At 29.2% G+C, this 15,478-nt stretch carries 17 protein-coding genes; 3 read left to right on the forward strand and 14 right to left on the reverse strand.

Annotated features, from left to right (window positions below; all coding sequences use genetic code 11):
• Positions 1–4 precede the first annotated feature (4 nt).
• The gene (locus tag JK634_RS08190) at positions 5–2,494 is read left to right on the forward strand and encodes a CoA-disulfide reductase (protein ID WP_202767161.1); all 2,490 of its coding nucleotides are present in this window, start codon (positions 5–7) and stop codon (positions 2,492–2,494) included.
• Positions 2,495–2,623: 129 nt separating this feature from the next.
• Here the strand turns inward: JK634_RS08190 and JK634_RS08195 are convergent, their stop codons facing one another.
• From JK634_RS08195 to JK634_RS08240, 10 genes are all read right to left on the reverse strand, one after another.
• Positions 2,624–3,070: a DUF134 domain-containing protein gene (locus tag JK634_RS08195; protein ID WP_202767162.1), complete on the reverse strand. Its 447-nt coding sequence runs from the start codon at positions 3,068–3,070 to the stop codon at positions 2,624–2,626.
• A gap of 43 nt (positions 3,071–3,113) precedes the next feature.
• Positions 3,114–4,262, reverse strand: a complete 1,149-nt coding sequence (locus JK634_RS08200; RefSeq protein WP_202767163.1) for an ROK family protein — start codon at positions 4,260–4,262, stop codon at positions 3,114–3,116.
• Between the two features lie 108 nt (positions 4,263–4,370).
• Positions 4,371–4,628, reverse strand: coding sequence for an SHOCT domain-containing protein (locus tag JK634_RS08205; RefSeq protein WP_202767164.1), 258 nt, complete (start codon positions 4,626–4,628; stop codon positions 4,371–4,373).
• A gap of 117 nt (positions 4,629–4,745) precedes the next feature.
• Positions 4,746–7,154, reverse strand: coding sequence for a plasma-membrane proton-efflux P-type ATPase (locus tag JK634_RS08210; protein ID WP_202767165.1), 2,409 nt, complete (start codon positions 7,152–7,154; stop codon positions 4,746–4,748).
• Positions 7,155–7,178: 24 nt separating this feature from the next.
• Positions 7,179–7,943, reverse strand: a complete 765-nt coding sequence (gene lgt / locus JK634_RS08215; protein ID WP_202767166.1) for a prolipoprotein diacylglyceryl transferase — start codon at positions 7,941–7,943, stop codon at positions 7,179–7,181.
• Between the two features lie 156 nt (positions 7,944–8,099).
• Positions 8,100–8,420 carry a rhodanese-like domain-containing protein gene (locus JK634_RS08220; RefSeq protein ID WP_202767167.1) on the reverse strand — a complete coding sequence of 107 codons (321 nt, stop codon included), beginning with the start codon at positions 8,418–8,420 and terminating at the stop codon, positions 8,100–8,102.
• Between the two features lie 25 nt (positions 8,421–8,445).
• The gene (locus tag JK634_RS08225) at positions 8,446–8,808 is read right to left on the reverse strand and encodes a C-GCAxxG-C-C family (seleno)protein (RefSeq protein WP_202767168.1); all 363 of its coding nucleotides are present in this window, start codon (positions 8,806–8,808) and stop codon (positions 8,446–8,448) included.
• A gap of 29 nt (positions 8,809–8,837) precedes the next feature.
• Positions 8,838–9,155, reverse strand: a complete 318-nt coding sequence (locus JK634_RS08230) for a rhodanese-like domain-containing protein (RefSeq protein WP_202767169.1) — start codon at positions 9,153–9,155, stop codon at positions 8,838–8,840.
• A 173-nt stretch (positions 9,156–9,328) separates the two neighbouring features.
• Entirely contained in the window at positions 9,329–9,613 is a 285-nt protein-coding gene (locus JK634_RS08235) for an ArsR/SmtB family transcription factor (RefSeq protein ID WP_202767170.1), read from the reverse strand.
• A gap of 79 nt (positions 9,614–9,692) precedes the next feature.
• A complete protein-coding gene (locus JK634_RS08240) occupies positions 9,693–10,025 on the reverse strand; it encodes an inorganic diphosphatase (RefSeq protein WP_202767171.1) in 333 nt (110 codons plus the stop codon).
• A 287-nt stretch (positions 10,026–10,312) separates the two neighbouring features.
• Between JK634_RS08240 and JK634_RS08245 the strand changes: the two genes are divergently transcribed.
• Entirely contained in the window at positions 10,313–10,912 is a 600-nt protein-coding gene (locus JK634_RS08245) for a CPBP family intramembrane glutamic endopeptidase (protein ID WP_202767172.1), read from the forward strand.
• A gap of 32 nt (positions 10,913–10,944) precedes the next feature.
• Positions 10,945–11,580, forward strand: coding sequence for a chloramphenicol acetyltransferase (locus JK634_RS08250; protein WP_202767173.1), 636 nt, complete (start codon positions 10,945–10,947; stop codon positions 11,578–11,580).
• Positions 11,581–11,633: 53 nt separating this feature from the next.
• Here JK634_RS08250 and JK634_RS08255 read toward each other — a convergent pair whose 3' ends face one another.
• The 4 genes from JK634_RS08255 to JK634_RS08270 all read right to left on the reverse strand — a co-directional run bounded on the left by JK634_RS08255 (position 11,634) and on the right by JK634_RS08270 (position 15,461).
• Positions 11,634–11,897: a hypothetical protein gene (locus JK634_RS08255; RefSeq protein WP_202767174.1), complete on the reverse strand. Its 264-nt coding sequence runs from the start codon at positions 11,895–11,897 to the stop codon at positions 11,634–11,636.
• 13 nt (positions 11,898–11,910) lie between these two features.
• Positions 11,911–13,170, reverse strand: coding sequence for a DNA polymerase Y family protein (locus JK634_RS08260; RefSeq protein ID WP_202767175.1), 1,260 nt, complete (start codon positions 13,168–13,170; stop codon positions 11,911–11,913).
• A 534-nt stretch (positions 13,171–13,704) separates the two neighbouring features.
• Positions 13,705–14,778: a HAMP domain-containing sensor histidine kinase gene (locus JK634_RS08265; protein WP_202767176.1), complete on the reverse strand. Its 1,074-nt coding sequence runs from the start codon at positions 14,776–14,778 to the stop codon at positions 13,705–13,707.
• Positions 14,775–15,461 carry a response regulator transcription factor gene (locus tag JK634_RS08270; protein WP_202767177.1) on the reverse strand — a complete coding sequence of 229 codons (687 nt, stop codon included), beginning with the start codon at positions 15,459–15,461 and terminating at the stop codon, positions 14,775–14,777. Before JK634_RS08270 ends, JK634_RS08265 begins: the two co-directional genes overlap by 4 nt.
• Positions 15,462–15,478 lie beyond the last annotated feature (17 nt).

A 15,478-nucleotide genomic window follows, 5' to 3' on the forward strand; every position in this document is an offset into this window, starting at 1 on the left:
TAATATGAGTAAAAAAGTTTTAATAGTTGGTGGTGTTGCTGGTGGAGCTTCTGCTGCTGCTAGACTTAGAAGATTAGATGAAACTGCTGAGATAATTATGTTTGAAAGGGATGAATATATCTCATTTGCTAATTGCGGGTTGCCTTACTATATTGGAGAAACAATAAAGGAAAGAAGTAAACTTTTAGTTCAAACACCTGAAGCAATGAAGGCAAGATTTAATATAGATGTTAGAAATAACAGTGAAGTTGTAAGTATAGATACAAAAAATAAAAAGGTTAAAGTTAATAGTAAAGATAAAGGAACTTATGAAGAAAATTTTGATTACTTAATACTTTCTCCTGGAGCAAAAGCCTTAAGACCTAATATACCAGGAATAAATAGCAAAAATATTTACACATTAAGAAACATTCCTGATACTGATGCCATAAAAGCATATGTTGATAAGAAAGGTGTTAATAGCGCTGTAGTTATAGGCGGCGGCTACGTAGGTGTTGAAATGGCTGAAAACCTAAAAGAAAGAGGTTTAGATGTTACTCTTGTCGAAGCTGCTCCTCATATTCTTGCACCATTTGATTCTGATATGGTTGTTCTTGCAGAAAAAGAATTAGTAGAAAATGGTGTTAAGCTTATATTAAATGATGGTGTTAAATCCTTTAATGATGTAGAAAATCAAGTTGAAGTAACTTTAAATAGTGATACTAAAGTTACTGCTGATTTAGTTATATTAGCTATAGGGGTAGCTCCAGATACTACATTTATAAAAGACAGTGGTTTAGAATTTGGACCAAGGGGCCATATCATTGTTAATGAAAAAATGGAAACAAATATGGACGGTATTTATGCTGTTGGAGATGCTGTAGAAGTTGTTGATTTTATAACTAAACAAAAAACTGCTATTCCTTTAGCTGGTCCAGCCAATAAGCAAGGTAGAATTGCTGCTGATAATATAGCTGGTTTAAATTCAACCTATAAAGGAACTCAAGGAACTTCTATAATTAAGATATTTGGATTAACTGCTGCTGGTACTGGGGCTAATGAAAGAACTCTTCAAAGAGCAAATATGCCTTACAAGGTTATATATGTACACCCAGTATCTCATGCATCTTATTATCCAGGCGCAATCCCTATGTCTCTTAAATTGATATTCAATGATGAAGGGAAAATATTAGGTGCTCAAGGAATTGGCTTTGATGGTGTTGACAAAAGAATTGATGTTATAGCTACTACTATAAGACTTAATGGTACTGTAGAAGATTTAGCTGAACTTGAACTTTCTTATGCTCCACCTTTCTCTTCTGCTAAAGATCCAGTTAACATGGCTGGTTTTGTAGCTCAAAATGCTTTAGCTGGAAGAAGTAATGTAATTGCTTGGAAGGATATTGAAGAATTTAAAAATGATGACTATATGCTTGTGGACGTTCGTTCTGAGGTAGAATTTAATAATGGACACTTAGAAGGTGCAGTAAATATACCTGTAGATGACTTAAGAGAAAGACTTAATGAGTTAGATAAGAATAAAACTATTGTTGAATACTGCCAAGTAGGTTTAAGAGGATATATTGCTGATAGAATTTTAAGTCAAAATGGCTTTAAGGTTTTAAATGTTACTGGAGGATATAAAACTACATCAATGTTAGACTTTTCTCCAAAACAAACTGAGTCAAATGACGATGATGATAGCAATGATACTCACTCTGCCCTAACTATTGATCCTGACACTCAGGTAGTAAAAACAGATGAAAACTCTAAAGGTAAGTATGATAAAGAGTTGGATGCTTGCGGACTTTGTTGTCCTGGTCCACTAATGCAGGTTAAAGCTTCTATTGATGATTTAAAGGATGGGCAAATCCTTAAGGTTTCTGCCTCTGACCCTGGATTTTATGAAGATATTAAGGCTTGGTGTAAAAGAACAAACAACGAATTAATAGATATATCAAAAAAGGGTGGTAATATAATTGCCTATATAAAAAAAAATGTTAAAAATAGAATAGTTAATGAAAACATGCCTACAATGCCTATAAAAGACAATAAGACAATGGTTGTATTTAGTGGTGATTTAGATAAGGCAATTGCATCTTTTATAATAGCTAATGGCGCAGCTTCAATGGGTAAAAAGGTTACCATGTTCTTTACCTTCTGGGGACTTAATATTCTTAGAAAACATGAAGCAGTTAGTGTGCAAAAAGGCTTTATGGATAAGATGTTTGGATTAATGATGCCAAGAGGAAGTAAGAGACTTAAACTATCTAATATGAACATGATGGGTATGGGCGGAAAAATGATTCGTAAAGTTATGAAGGATAAAAATGTTTCATCTCTTGAGGATTTAATACAATCAGCTATTGATAGTGGAATCGAAATTGTTGCCTGCCAAATGTCCATGGATGTTATGGGACTTCACAAAGAAGAGTTAATTGATGGAGTTAAAATAGGTGGAGTTGGTTATTATTTAGGTGAAGCTGAAGATTCTAACGTTAACTTATTTATATAAAACAAAAAAGTAAGATGACTTAAAGTTATCTTACTTTTTTCTATACTTACTATCACAAAGCTTTTGCTCATTCTAAAATGTTGATTTACTAAATTTCCACTATAGAGTACTGATTCTTAAATAAGACTATTACTCCTTATCTATTCCTTTGCACCAGTTTTTACAAAATTTAGCTTTTTTATTACACAATACTTTTTTAGAACCACAATTAGGACAGGTTCTTTTATCCTGTTCATAGTTTATATCATACTCTGCACCACAATCTAAGCATTTAAATTTACAAAAGTTTGTTGTGTAATTTCCTCCACTTATATTTATAGCTTTGCCTTCAGTTAGTGCTATAGCTACCTTTTTTCTTGCGCTATCTATTATATTTTGGAAGGTTTGTCTAGATACTTGCATTTTTTCAGCACATTCCTCTTGTTTTAATTCTTCAATATCCTTAAGTCTCATAGCTTCTAATTCTTCAACCTTTAGTACCACTTCTTCTATCTGACATTTAGGTTTTCCAATTGGAATAAAATACGTATCTTTAGGAAAAAATTCTACATTTCTAAATTTAGTCGGTCTAGCCATACTTAACCTCCTTTATATCTCTGCTATTTTATAAAACACTATTCTAAGTTATCTTCTTCAATCTTAATAGTTGTTGTATAACCAGAACTGAAGCTCCAACTGCAATTGATTTATTTTTAAAATATCCACCCCTATTAAAGATAACTTCATTATTCTTAATATGGCATTTTTCTAATGCTACTTTTATAGATGTATCATAAAATAATTGAGAATTTTGAATTAAAGGTCCACTTAATATAATCAATTGTGGATTAAATAACTTTATATAATTTGCAAGACCTATTCCGAAATGCATAGCAGAGTCTAACAATATATTAACAGCAATATCATTTTTACTTTCTGCTAGAATTAATATATCTTTATAGCTTATTTCTTCTAGATCTTTATTGATTAATGCTTTTTCTTGGCTTTTCACTTCTGCTATAAATTTTTGCTTTATTTTTAATATTGAAGCATAGCTTTCAATGCATCCGTTATTTCCACATGAACATAGTTCTCCTCTTGTATCAACAATCATATGCCCAAATGCATCTTCTGCATTATTTATTGTTCTAATTAAAATACCAGATGAGATTGCTCCAGTTCTTATTCCCACACCACAATTAATATAAGCTATATTTTTCTTGCCTTTACCACTACCAAAAAAATATTCTCCTACAACTGCTGTATTGGCGCCATTATCTATATATACTGGTACTTCAAATTCTTTTATTAGTTTATCATGTAAATATTCAGTGTTAAAATCCCCAACTGTTCCTATTCCAATTCCTATCACCATTTTCATGTCGATACTTAACTCTATTAGTAAGTCTTTTATATTCTCAGGTAAAAATTTAGTTATATTCTCGATATCATATGGATTATTTATTATCTTATCTGCTACTATTTCTATTTTTAAGTTTGTTATAGTTATCTCAATATATGTTCTAGATATATCAATACCTATAGTATAAAACTTCTGTGGATTGACATCATATAAAACAGGTTTCCTTCCTCCAGTTGATTCAGCAATAGCTGACTCAATTACTAATTCATTATCAGTTAGAACCTGAATATCTCTATTTAACGTTGTTAATTTAATTTTTGTTTTATCTATTAATTCATTTTTTGTTATTGGACCACATTTTTGTATAATATCAAAAATATATTTACATCTATCATTTAGATATTCTAGTATTTTATAAGCATTCATTTTCATATGCTCCTTTATAATATTAATAATATATTAATATCTTTTATAACTTTTGGCAAATAAAATAGTCCGTAGAATCATCTCTACAGACTATTTTTAAATATTAGCTTATTTTAGCAATTGTTCTTTTCTAGCTCTATATTCTTCTTCGCTTATTTCGCCTTTTGCAAATCTCTCATTTAATATATCAATTGCATTTGATGAAGTTCTATTAGCCGCTAAACTTATATCTTTTTTATTTATAGCTTTATAAACAAAATATATTACTAATAAAAGAATTATAACCATTGGTATCATCATAAGAAATCCTGCACCTCCATATCCATAACCGCCAAATCTTCCATAGCCTAATCCATTACAGAACATATAAAATTCCTCCTTTATTCATATGTTTTTATTAAGTTTTATCTTTGATTTTATTATATTATTTAATTGTGAAGGAATTATGGAGAATTCTATTCCCTTGCTATTATTAATATCAATTTATATTTTAAATTTTTTAAATATATTATACTTTAGGAAGTCAATAACAATCATAAAACACATAGTAATCCCTAATAAAATAAAGATTTGATTTATTAAAATATTAGGAATAAATGCACCAATTGTACCAATTAATATAAATCCAATTATTGTCGTTATATTTACTATTAATAAATTTTTATTAGGGATTGATGACCAAAAATGTTTTCTTTCTCTTACAATTAACATTCTAAATTGTGTATTAAATACAAGACTTAACATTACTAAAGTACGAAGCTTTTCAAATTCCAAGTGAAAGTAATTTATACCAATAAAAATTATAAATAAGTCTTCAAGTGCAAAAAAGACACCAAGAATCAATGAAGAAATAGTAATATTTTTAATATCCCATTCATTAGGTTCATCTGTAGCCTTTACATTGTCAGTTGCAATGGACATTGTAACAAAGTCATTGGCAAAAACCAATAAGGACATACCTAATAATGAAATGGCTATATCATGTAACCAAAAAAATCCTACAGTAAATAGCACAACTACTTCTACAACTTTAGTAATCTTATTTATAACCCAAGTTAACATTCTTTGATATGTTTTTCTACTAACTTTAACAGCATCAATTATTTCACTTAATCCTGGTTTAGTTAAAACTATACTTGCAGAAGCTTTTGCCACATCAGTAGCTGAACTTACAGCTGTTCCTAGTTCTGCCTGTTTTAATGCAGGTGAATCATTAACCCCATCTCCTGTCATTCCAACAACATGTCCATTCTCTTGAAGTAATTTTACTATTTTATATTTATCTTCTGGATATACCTCTGCAAAGCCATCACTATTTCTAATTAGTTCTAACTGTTCATTATGATTTAAGTTGTTTAAATCACCCGCTTTTTTAATTCTATTACCTATTCCAACTTGTTCTGCTATTTCTCTAGCGATAGCCACACTATCTCCTGTTAGCATTAAACTTTTTATTCCTAATCTCTTTATCTCTTCTATCATTATTTTTGAATCTTCTCTTGGAGGATCTGCTATTCCGAGCAAGCCTACAATTTTAATCATATTTATATCATCTGGGTCTGATATTGCAACTGCTATTGTTCTTAATCCTCTTTGAGAAAATTCATTTATGGATGCTTCAATTTTCTCCATGGTTATTTTATCTATTTTATTACAAATACCTATAATAGTTTGTGCTGCTCCCTTAATAATTCTATGGTTGTTTCCATTAACTTTAACCATTGCCTCTGTTCTCTTTATTGACGGATTGAATGGAGTATATTCAAGTTGCTCATATTTATCAAAGTTAAAATTATTAGTTCTTGCATAATTTATAATAGATATATCTATTGCATCCATGCCTTCTTCTTTAGATGCTGCTGCAGCTATTTCAGTTACATCTTCTTTTGTATATTCTTTAAAAGGAACGCTATCTACAACTGTTAGCCTATTTTGAGTTATTGTACCTGTTTTATCAAAACAAAATATATCTATGGAGGCTGCATCCTCTATTGAATCAAGTTTTGTTACTAAAACACCTTTTCTAGATAACTCTGTAGCCCCTACTGCTTGTACTATGGTTAAGACTGCAGGTAATGCTACTGGTATTGCCCCTATTAGAAAAACTACAATAAAAGATAATATTAATAAAATATCTTTGTGAAGATATATTGCATATGCAGAAACTATAACTGATGCTATTATCCCTAAATACATCATATACTTTACAATGCTTAACATTAATTCTTCTTGTTTTGACTTAGGTTTAGCTATTTTAACTAGTTCCACTGTTTTACCAAAGTATGTGTTAATACCAGTGTTTATAACTATACATCTAGCTTCTCCTGCTTTAACCACTGAACTTGAATAAATTACATCTGTGCTTTTTAAATTTTTAGGCAAAGATTCACCAGTTAATGCTGATTCATCAACAGATATCTCCCCGCTAATTATACTAACATCTGCAGGAATTAAATCTCCTAATTTAACTATAATTATATCCCCTGGAACAACTTCCCTTGCATCTTTTAATACCCAATTTCCATCACGTAATACTTTTGCTTTTATTTCTAACTTCTTTTTAAGAAGTTCTACTGCTTTTTTTGAATTACTTGATTGTAAGAATCCTATAATTGCATTTACAGTAAGTAATATAGAAATTATTATACTTTCAGTATAATGTTTCAATATGATTGTAAGAACTATTGCTAATTCCAACAACCAAGGCATTGGACCCCAGTATCTTTTAAAAAATTCAATAAATAGATTTTTTTTGATTTCTTCAACTTGATTATATCCAAATTTTTTTACACGATTATTTGCTTCCTCTGTAGAAATTCCATTTTCAGATGTCTCCAAAAATTTCATTATCTCATTAGAAGACATTTTTTTATATTCAAAAGTACTTTTCATTTCTAAAATTCTCCTTTCAAAGTCTTACTCTTTGCTTTCTTTATACTTCGATAATGCCAAAAACAATATCCAAATAATCACTCCGCCTAAACTTACTAATTGTGCTATTCTAAATGATCCTAACATTAAACTATCAGTTCTCAATCCTTCAATAAAAAATCTACCTATAGAATACAATCCTAAATAACTAAAGAATACTACACCTTGTTTTCTATTTTTTCTTAGAAGTATCATCAATATTATAAATACTACTAGATTCCATACTGATTCATATAAAAAAGTAGGCTGATAATATTCTCCATTGATATACATCCCTTTTTGAATAAACTCAGGAAAATGTTTTATATATTCATAAGATACTACCCCTCCATGGGCTTCTCCATTGAAAAAATTTCCCCATCTTCCAAGTGCTTGAGCAATAATAATTGATGGAGCTACCACATCTACTATCCTAAAAAAATTAACTTTTTTATACTTTGCAATAGCAAATGCTGAAATACCGCCAAATAGAATGCCTCCATGAATTGCAAGTCCGCCTTGCCTTAGATTAAATATTTGTATTAAATCATACTTGTAGTATTCAAATTCAAAAGCTACATAATAAAGTCTTGCCCCTATAATTCCTATTATCAATGAGACCATTAAAACATCTATAATAGAATCAAAATCTACTTCCCTATATTTACAATTAAACTTAGCCAATATAACGCCCAATACAATCCCTAGACTTATAAATACACCATACCACCTAATATCCATTCCAAAAACATAAAATGCGACTGGATTCATTATTTATTCCTCCTTTTATCCTTATTGCTATCTATAAGTATATATACTTTTAACCATTTTGGCAATAAGTTTCATTTAAAAAAGCTAGCATACTAATGCATCTAGATTTATTTAAAACCGCATTAATATACTAGCTTATATAAATTTTAGTTATACTTATCTTTCTAATGGACGAATATAAGATCCTGTTCCGCCTGAAATATTAACAACTTTAAACCCTTTCATTGATAATTCTGTACAAGTTCTTGCACTTCTTGCACCTGATTGACAAATTATATGATACTCTTTTGCTTTATCAAGATATTTATCTGGTTCTAAAATAATTCTTCCCATAGGTATATTTTTAGCTGTTGGTACGTGACCTCCGCTATACTCATAGTCTTCTCTTACATCTATTAATTCTATCTTACCTAACTTACCATCCAAGTCATGAACACTTATTGTATTATAATCACTTTTATTAAAACCTGAAAACATATTTCTTCCTCCTACTATTAAAGTTTTATTTTTTTACTATTTCATTTAGAGTCTCATAAGTATGCTCTATTATTTCAGCACATCCTATTTTATCTTTTTTCAAATCCTTACATAATTCTGATCCATATTTTTCTCTTATACTTGACATTAATTCTCTTGTATATTGTCTAGCATTATTAGTCTCTTCGTTACTTTCTCTTCCTTTTAAATATCCAATTATAGCAGTTGCAGCTCCGGCTGCACCGCATATACTTCCTACTGTGAAGCCTGTTCCCATACCACTTCCTAATGCTATTGGAATATCTGTATTATTTTCTTCATTAAATCTCTTAATTATTGCTTCCCCACAAGTATATCCTTGTTTATGGTATTCTGATGCTTTTGTCATTTGAGTTCCCCCTAAAATATTAATAATTACTATCTTTTTAATGTGCCTCTATATCCACCTGTGCCACCACTTACATTTATAACTTTATAACCTTTTGATGCCAATATTCCACAGGCTCTTGTGCTTCTTCCACCTGACTGGCAAATTATATGATATTCCTTTTCTTTATCCAAATACTTCTCTGTATTCTCTATAACTTTGTTCATTGGAATATTTTTAGCATTAGGAACATGACCATTCTTATATTCATATGGTTCTCTAATATCAATAAGATTTATTTTCCCTAACCCATCAATTTCATTAACCTTTATTGAATTAAATTTCTTATTCATCAAAAATCCAAACATAATAATCCTCCTAAATTTCATTTTATAATATAAGTAATTTAGATATTTCTAATATACTAATATAATATGAAGTTCTATTACTTTTGTCAATACTTTTTAAATCCAACTAAATAAAATATAGTCAAAAAAGCTAAATCTAAAATGGTTAACTTTTTAGATTTAGCTCCTTAATTTTAAATTTCGCAATAATTTGCTTTTAATACTTCAATTAACTTTACAACCCTCTCATCTCTAATAGAATAGGTTATTGTAAGTCCACTTTTATTTGACTCTAATATTTTATGTGCTTTTAACATTGAAAGATGCTGAGATAATGCTGATTGAGTAAGGTTATCTAAACGTCCATGAAGTTCACTTACATTTAATGGTCCTTCAATCAAGTGACATACAATCATTAATCTATTTTCATTTGCCAAAACCTTTAATAGTTCTGCTATTTCCTTTGCATATTCTTTCATTTTTTGTCTTTAGTGAGAGTATATTGCAAGTGCCCAGCTCTCACTAAATCCTCCTTCCTTACTATTCACTTTTTAATGTCTAATAAATTATTATTGTAGACTCAAAAAATCTTTCTTGAAATTCTACTAATGCTTTTATTTGCTCTTTGTTATATTTGTTTAATTCTTTACAAACTACTAATTTATCCTCAATATCATTTGCTCTTTTTATTATTGCTACAACATATCCTTCATATGTTTCTAAAGGCTCAAATTCACCAATAATATATACATCGATCTCTTCTCCATCTCCTGATATAGTATTGGGAATAAATCCATAGTTTAATGAATATATAAAGTTATGCTCAGGGTGCTTAGAACCTAATGGCCTATCTATTTTCACTTTAACACTTTTACCTAAGTAAGATTCCATGTAACTACCTCTCTACTTTATGTTTATAATACTTCTTCTATTCTGTTATCATCGTATATCTCCACGCCATATATAAGTATATTACACATTTCTAATACACTTATATAGTATTGGGTTAAATTCTTTTTGTCAACTCCAAACTTATTTTATGAAATTCGCTCCTCTTTTATTTTATAAAATAAAATTATCTTAGGAAATTTATCCACTTTATGTATATAACATGAAATCACTTTGTTTTTTACTGTATAATAGAATAGTAATATTTTTGCTTATTGGGGGATTGAATTATGCGAGACCAGATTCTATCAACTATATTTCAATGTATTATACTAATTGGAATACCGTGGATAGGGTATATGCTTTTTACTAAAGAGAAACTCGGTTTTTGTAAATGGGTTGGATTATACAAACCTAATAACAGTAAGTGGATATTGAAAGCTCTTTTAATACTCATTATATCAGTTATAATTATGGGTGGTCCTATTTTTATTTTTGAGACATTTAATGTTATTCCAAAAGGAATGGTATATTCTTTAAATGCTAGTGGTAAGGGCTTTACTGCTGAGATAATAGCCATTGTTTTAATAAAAGCAATTTTTCAAAATGCACTATCTGAGGAAGTATTCTTTAGAGGTTTTATAGGGAAAAGGCTTGCAAATAAATTTGGTTATTTATCAGGTAATTTGATTCAGTCAATCCTTTTTGGACTTCCACATGGTTTAGCATTCATAATTGCTTATAAAGCTTATGCTTTTGGTATTATTCTTTTTCTCGCTGCTACAACAGTAGGTTTTTTACAATTCTATATTAATGAAAAGAAGGCTAATGGAAGTATATTCCCTAGTCTAATTATACACAGCATTATAAACATAGTGTCCAATATTTAGCAAAGGGACATTTGAAGGAGAGTGATATTCTAATGAAATTTATAGATATGGATAACTGGAAAAGAAAAGACCACTATAAGTTCTTTAAAGAATTTGAATACCCACATTTTAATATTGGTGGAAATGTTGATATTACACAGTTTTATAAATATATTAAAGAAAATGAACTTCCTTTTTTTATATCAACCTTATATGCTGTATCAAAAGCTGCAAATAACATAAAGGAATTCAGACTTAGAATTAGAGATGATAGGGTTATTGAACATGAAGCTATACACCCTTCTTTTACAGTACTAGCAGATGAAGATTTATTTAGTTTTTGCACATCCAACTTTATTGATGATTTTAAGGATTTTAAAACTAATACATTAAATGATATAAATGATGTGAAAAATAATGTTATTATCAAAAATGAACCTGGTCGAGATGATCTATTATATACTACCTGCATTCCATGGATTTCCTTTACTAATATAATTCACCCTCTTCATATGAATCCAGTAGATAGCATACCTAGAATAGCCTGGGGCAAGTACTTTGAAGAAGGTGGTAAAATAAAGATGCCAATATCTGTACAACTTCATCATGCATTAGCTGATGGAATACATATTGGTAAGTATTTTAATCTTCTACAAGAAATATTAGATAATCCTTCTAAGTATCTATAAAACATAACTCAAAAGACTATTAGGGATAAACAACTATCCTAATAGTCTTTTTTCTACATCTTATATATCAACCACTTACATGTATTCATTTCATATTTAAGTTCATAAACTCTACTAGCTTCATTAATCACGCTTTGACATCTAAAAAGTATCATTGGATTTCCTGCTATTTTTTCTTTTTCCTTATACAGTACTCTATCAACCTTTATAACAGTTGTTGATTCATCCTCATTCTTCACTTTAAATCTTATGGGCCTTGGGGTACCATCCTCTGTAAACCAAGCTATCATCTCAATTGTCTTGAAAATTACTTTCATAAGTCTCAACTCCTCATAATAAACTTGACATAATCTTATAGTCCTCTTCTCCCACTCCCCCACTCATATTTCTTATACCTGAATGTAAAAATGAAGATCTTAATATGGACTTTGAACCATACTTAAGACGTATTTTATCAATAGTTTTATCTAAAGCTCTTATTTTGTCTATATCCTTATGGTCAAATAATCCATATTGATAAAATTCATTTGTACAAAAATCGGTAACCTGTACCCCCATATGTCTTATTGGTTCTCCTTTCCATTTCTCATCAAACAAATTACAAGCTACTTCTGAAATTATCTGAGTAGAATCTGTTGGACAATATAGTTTTCTTTGATGAGAATAATTAAAAAAGTCTTTACTTCTGATACTCATTGAAATAACTCTACAACAATTTTCAGAATTTCTAAGTCTTGTTCCTACCATTTCTGAAAGAGAAAGTAGTATAAGATGTGCTGTTTTTCTATCCTCCACATCAAAAGGAATTGTTGTAGAATTGCCTATTCCTTTCATGTCAATATGCTTATCACTTCTTACCTCAGAACTATCGATTCCATTTGCATAATTCCATATTAAAGTGCCATGACTTTTTAAATAGTACCTTAAAATATCTAGATCATAATTAGCTAAATCCCCAATTGTAAATATATTAAGCTTATTTAATTTAGGTAAGGTAGCTCTTCCTACCATAAACAAATCCTCTACCGGTAGCTTCCACATCTTTTCCTTTATTTCCCAGGAAAATAATGTATGTATATTATCCGGTTTTTTAAAATCTGAAGCTACCTTTGCCAAAAGTTTATTTGTAGATATCCCTATATTTACTGTAAAGCCCAACTCTTTTTTAATTCTATCTTTAATCTTATCCGCTAGCTTCATATAATCTGGATATATATGTTCCATATTTGAAAAATCAAGAAAGCTTTCATCCACTGAAAATCTTTGTATCTTAGGTGTATATTCTTCCAATATTGCATTTAATGCATTACTGCATTGCATATAAAGCCAGTATCTAGGCGGTACAACCACTAGATCTGGGCATTTTTGTCTAGCTGTAAATAAGGTTTCCCCTGTGTTTATTTTATATTTTTTTGCTGGAATAGACTTTGCAAGAACTATTCCATGTCTACTCTCTTCACTGCCGCCTACTACAGAAGGAATATCACGCAAATCTACTTTTTCACCTTGTTGCTTTCTATAGCTTGCTTCCCAGGATAAGTAAGCTGAATTAACATCAATATGAAATATTAGCCTATTTTGTTTATTCATAATATACATCCCTTTTTATTGATTGAAGTTAACGCTCTTTCTTTTCTAGCTCTATTATATGCGAACATCTGTTCTGTGTAAAGTATTTTTTAGCTTTATATGAAAAAATAGCCACTAGTTAAAACATAGAAAAACTTCAGAATTAATTCCTGAAGTTTGGTATTACCATGAATATTTAAAATTAGTGCTATATGTCCACTTACTAAAATTATAATACTTCAAATCTGTCAATTTTATGTGAAAAGTATGTGGTGTATTACTTTTTGGATTTACAGATATATTTTTCAAATCTGGCTCTGTTATTGTTGAAGAAAAAGTTCTTCTATTAATATCTTTTATTTTAATAACCAAGACTCCTATGCCTAATTGGTCTAGTTTTTAACTAGTAATTATTTTGAAATGCTAAGTAAAAAATACCGTAAATTAATTTAAATAATACGGTATTTTTATAACTTCATATCTAATTTTATTTGCATAACATGCTACTCAGTTTTCAAGAAGCATTTCTATTAATCACTTCGATTTTATTTCAAGTTAAATAGTAAGTAACTTAATAAATACTGTTATTATATCTCTTTTACATTCTGCCCACATTTCTCCACCATGAAGTTCAACAATTTTTTTAGAAATTGCTAACCCTAATCCTGAGCCCTGAATTTTATTTGATCTTGAAACATCAACCCTATAAAACTTTTCAAATATTTTATTTAATTCATCTTGATTTAGATGCTCGCCTTTATTTGATATAGATACTATAATATTGTCTTTATCCTTTTCTAAATTAATCAGTATATCTGACGGTTTAAAGCTATATTTTTCAGCATTGCTTAGAATATTCTCAAAAACTCTAACTATTTTTTCTATATCTATGTTTACAAATATCTCTTCATCAAAACTTCGTGGTATAACTTTCAACCCCTTATTTTCAAGCATAGGAGAATACTCACCTATTATTTGATTGATAATAGGACATATATTTACCTTGACCAATTCTAAATTAATTTCTCTATTTGAGAGTTTCGTATATTCAAAAAGCTCATCTATTAATGTTTTTAATTTTATAGAAAGATTGAATGATGAATTTAAATACTCATTTAATTCTTCTTTAGTAGTAAACTTCTCACTCTTTAAGATATCCAAATATGCAATTATTGGTGTAAGAGGAGTTCTTAAATCATGAGAAATATTTGTTATAAGTTCTGCTTTGTTTTTTTCTAATTCTCTTTCATATTCAAATTTATCTTTTAACTCTTTAGACATGAAGTTTATATTTACGCATAACTCTGCAAGTTCATCTTTACCTTTAACTTCTAGTTGCTGTCCTAAATTTCCACTAGCGATAGCTTTTATTTCTTTAGCCATATACCTTATGTATTTTATATGTCTATTTGATAATAATAAGAAAAATAAAATAAAAGTTCCTATTGCTGTTACTAAATATATGCCTAAAATGTAATATACTCTATATGTCTCTAGTATATATTGATTTTTAGTAATGTATGGAGCAAAAACATATATTGTCAAAACATATAAATACATCAATGTTAGTATAAAACTTAATACTGTTTCAATTAAAAGTTTTAATTTCAAGCTTATTCTAAGCTTCATATCTTATATCCAACCCCCCATATTGTTTTAACATATATAGGTTTCTTAGGATCTTCTTCTATCTTTTCTCTTATTCTAGTTATGTGAACCATTATAGTACTGTCAGCTTTATAGAAATCTTCCCCCCATACTCGTTCATATATCTTTTCTATACTAAATACAATTCCTTTATTTCTTGCAAGAAGTTCTAGTATATCAAATTCTTTGGGAGTGAGTCTCACATCTTTATTTCCTACAAATACTTCTCTTGTATCAGTATTTATAGTTAAATTACCAATTTCAATTATACTTTTAGATATTTGGGATTCAGCTGAATAGCGGGTGTATCTTCTTATCTGGGATTTAACCCTTGCAATTAGCTCCATCGCATTAAAAGGTTTAGTGATATAGTCATCAGCTCCAGAAGCTAGTCCTTGAATCTTATCTAAGTCCTCTGACTTTGCAGACAGAAAAATTATAGGCATAACTCTATCTTCTCTGATTTTCATACATACTTCTGTACCGTTCATGCCTGGCATCATAATATCTAAGAGCACAAGCGCAATATCATTATTATTTATAATTCTTAGTGCTTCTTCTCCATTTTCAGCTTTAAGAATTTCATAACCTTCATTTTCTAAATATATCCCTACTACTTTTCTTATTTCTTCATCATCATCAACAATTAAAATTTTATTTTGCATAAATCGGCTCCTTCTTT

It is taken from the genome of Clostridium paridis, from assembly GCF_016765615.1.
GTDB classification, from domain to species: domain Bacteria; phylum Bacillota; class Clostridia; order Clostridiales; family Clostridiaceae; genus Clostridium_T; species Clostridium_T paridis.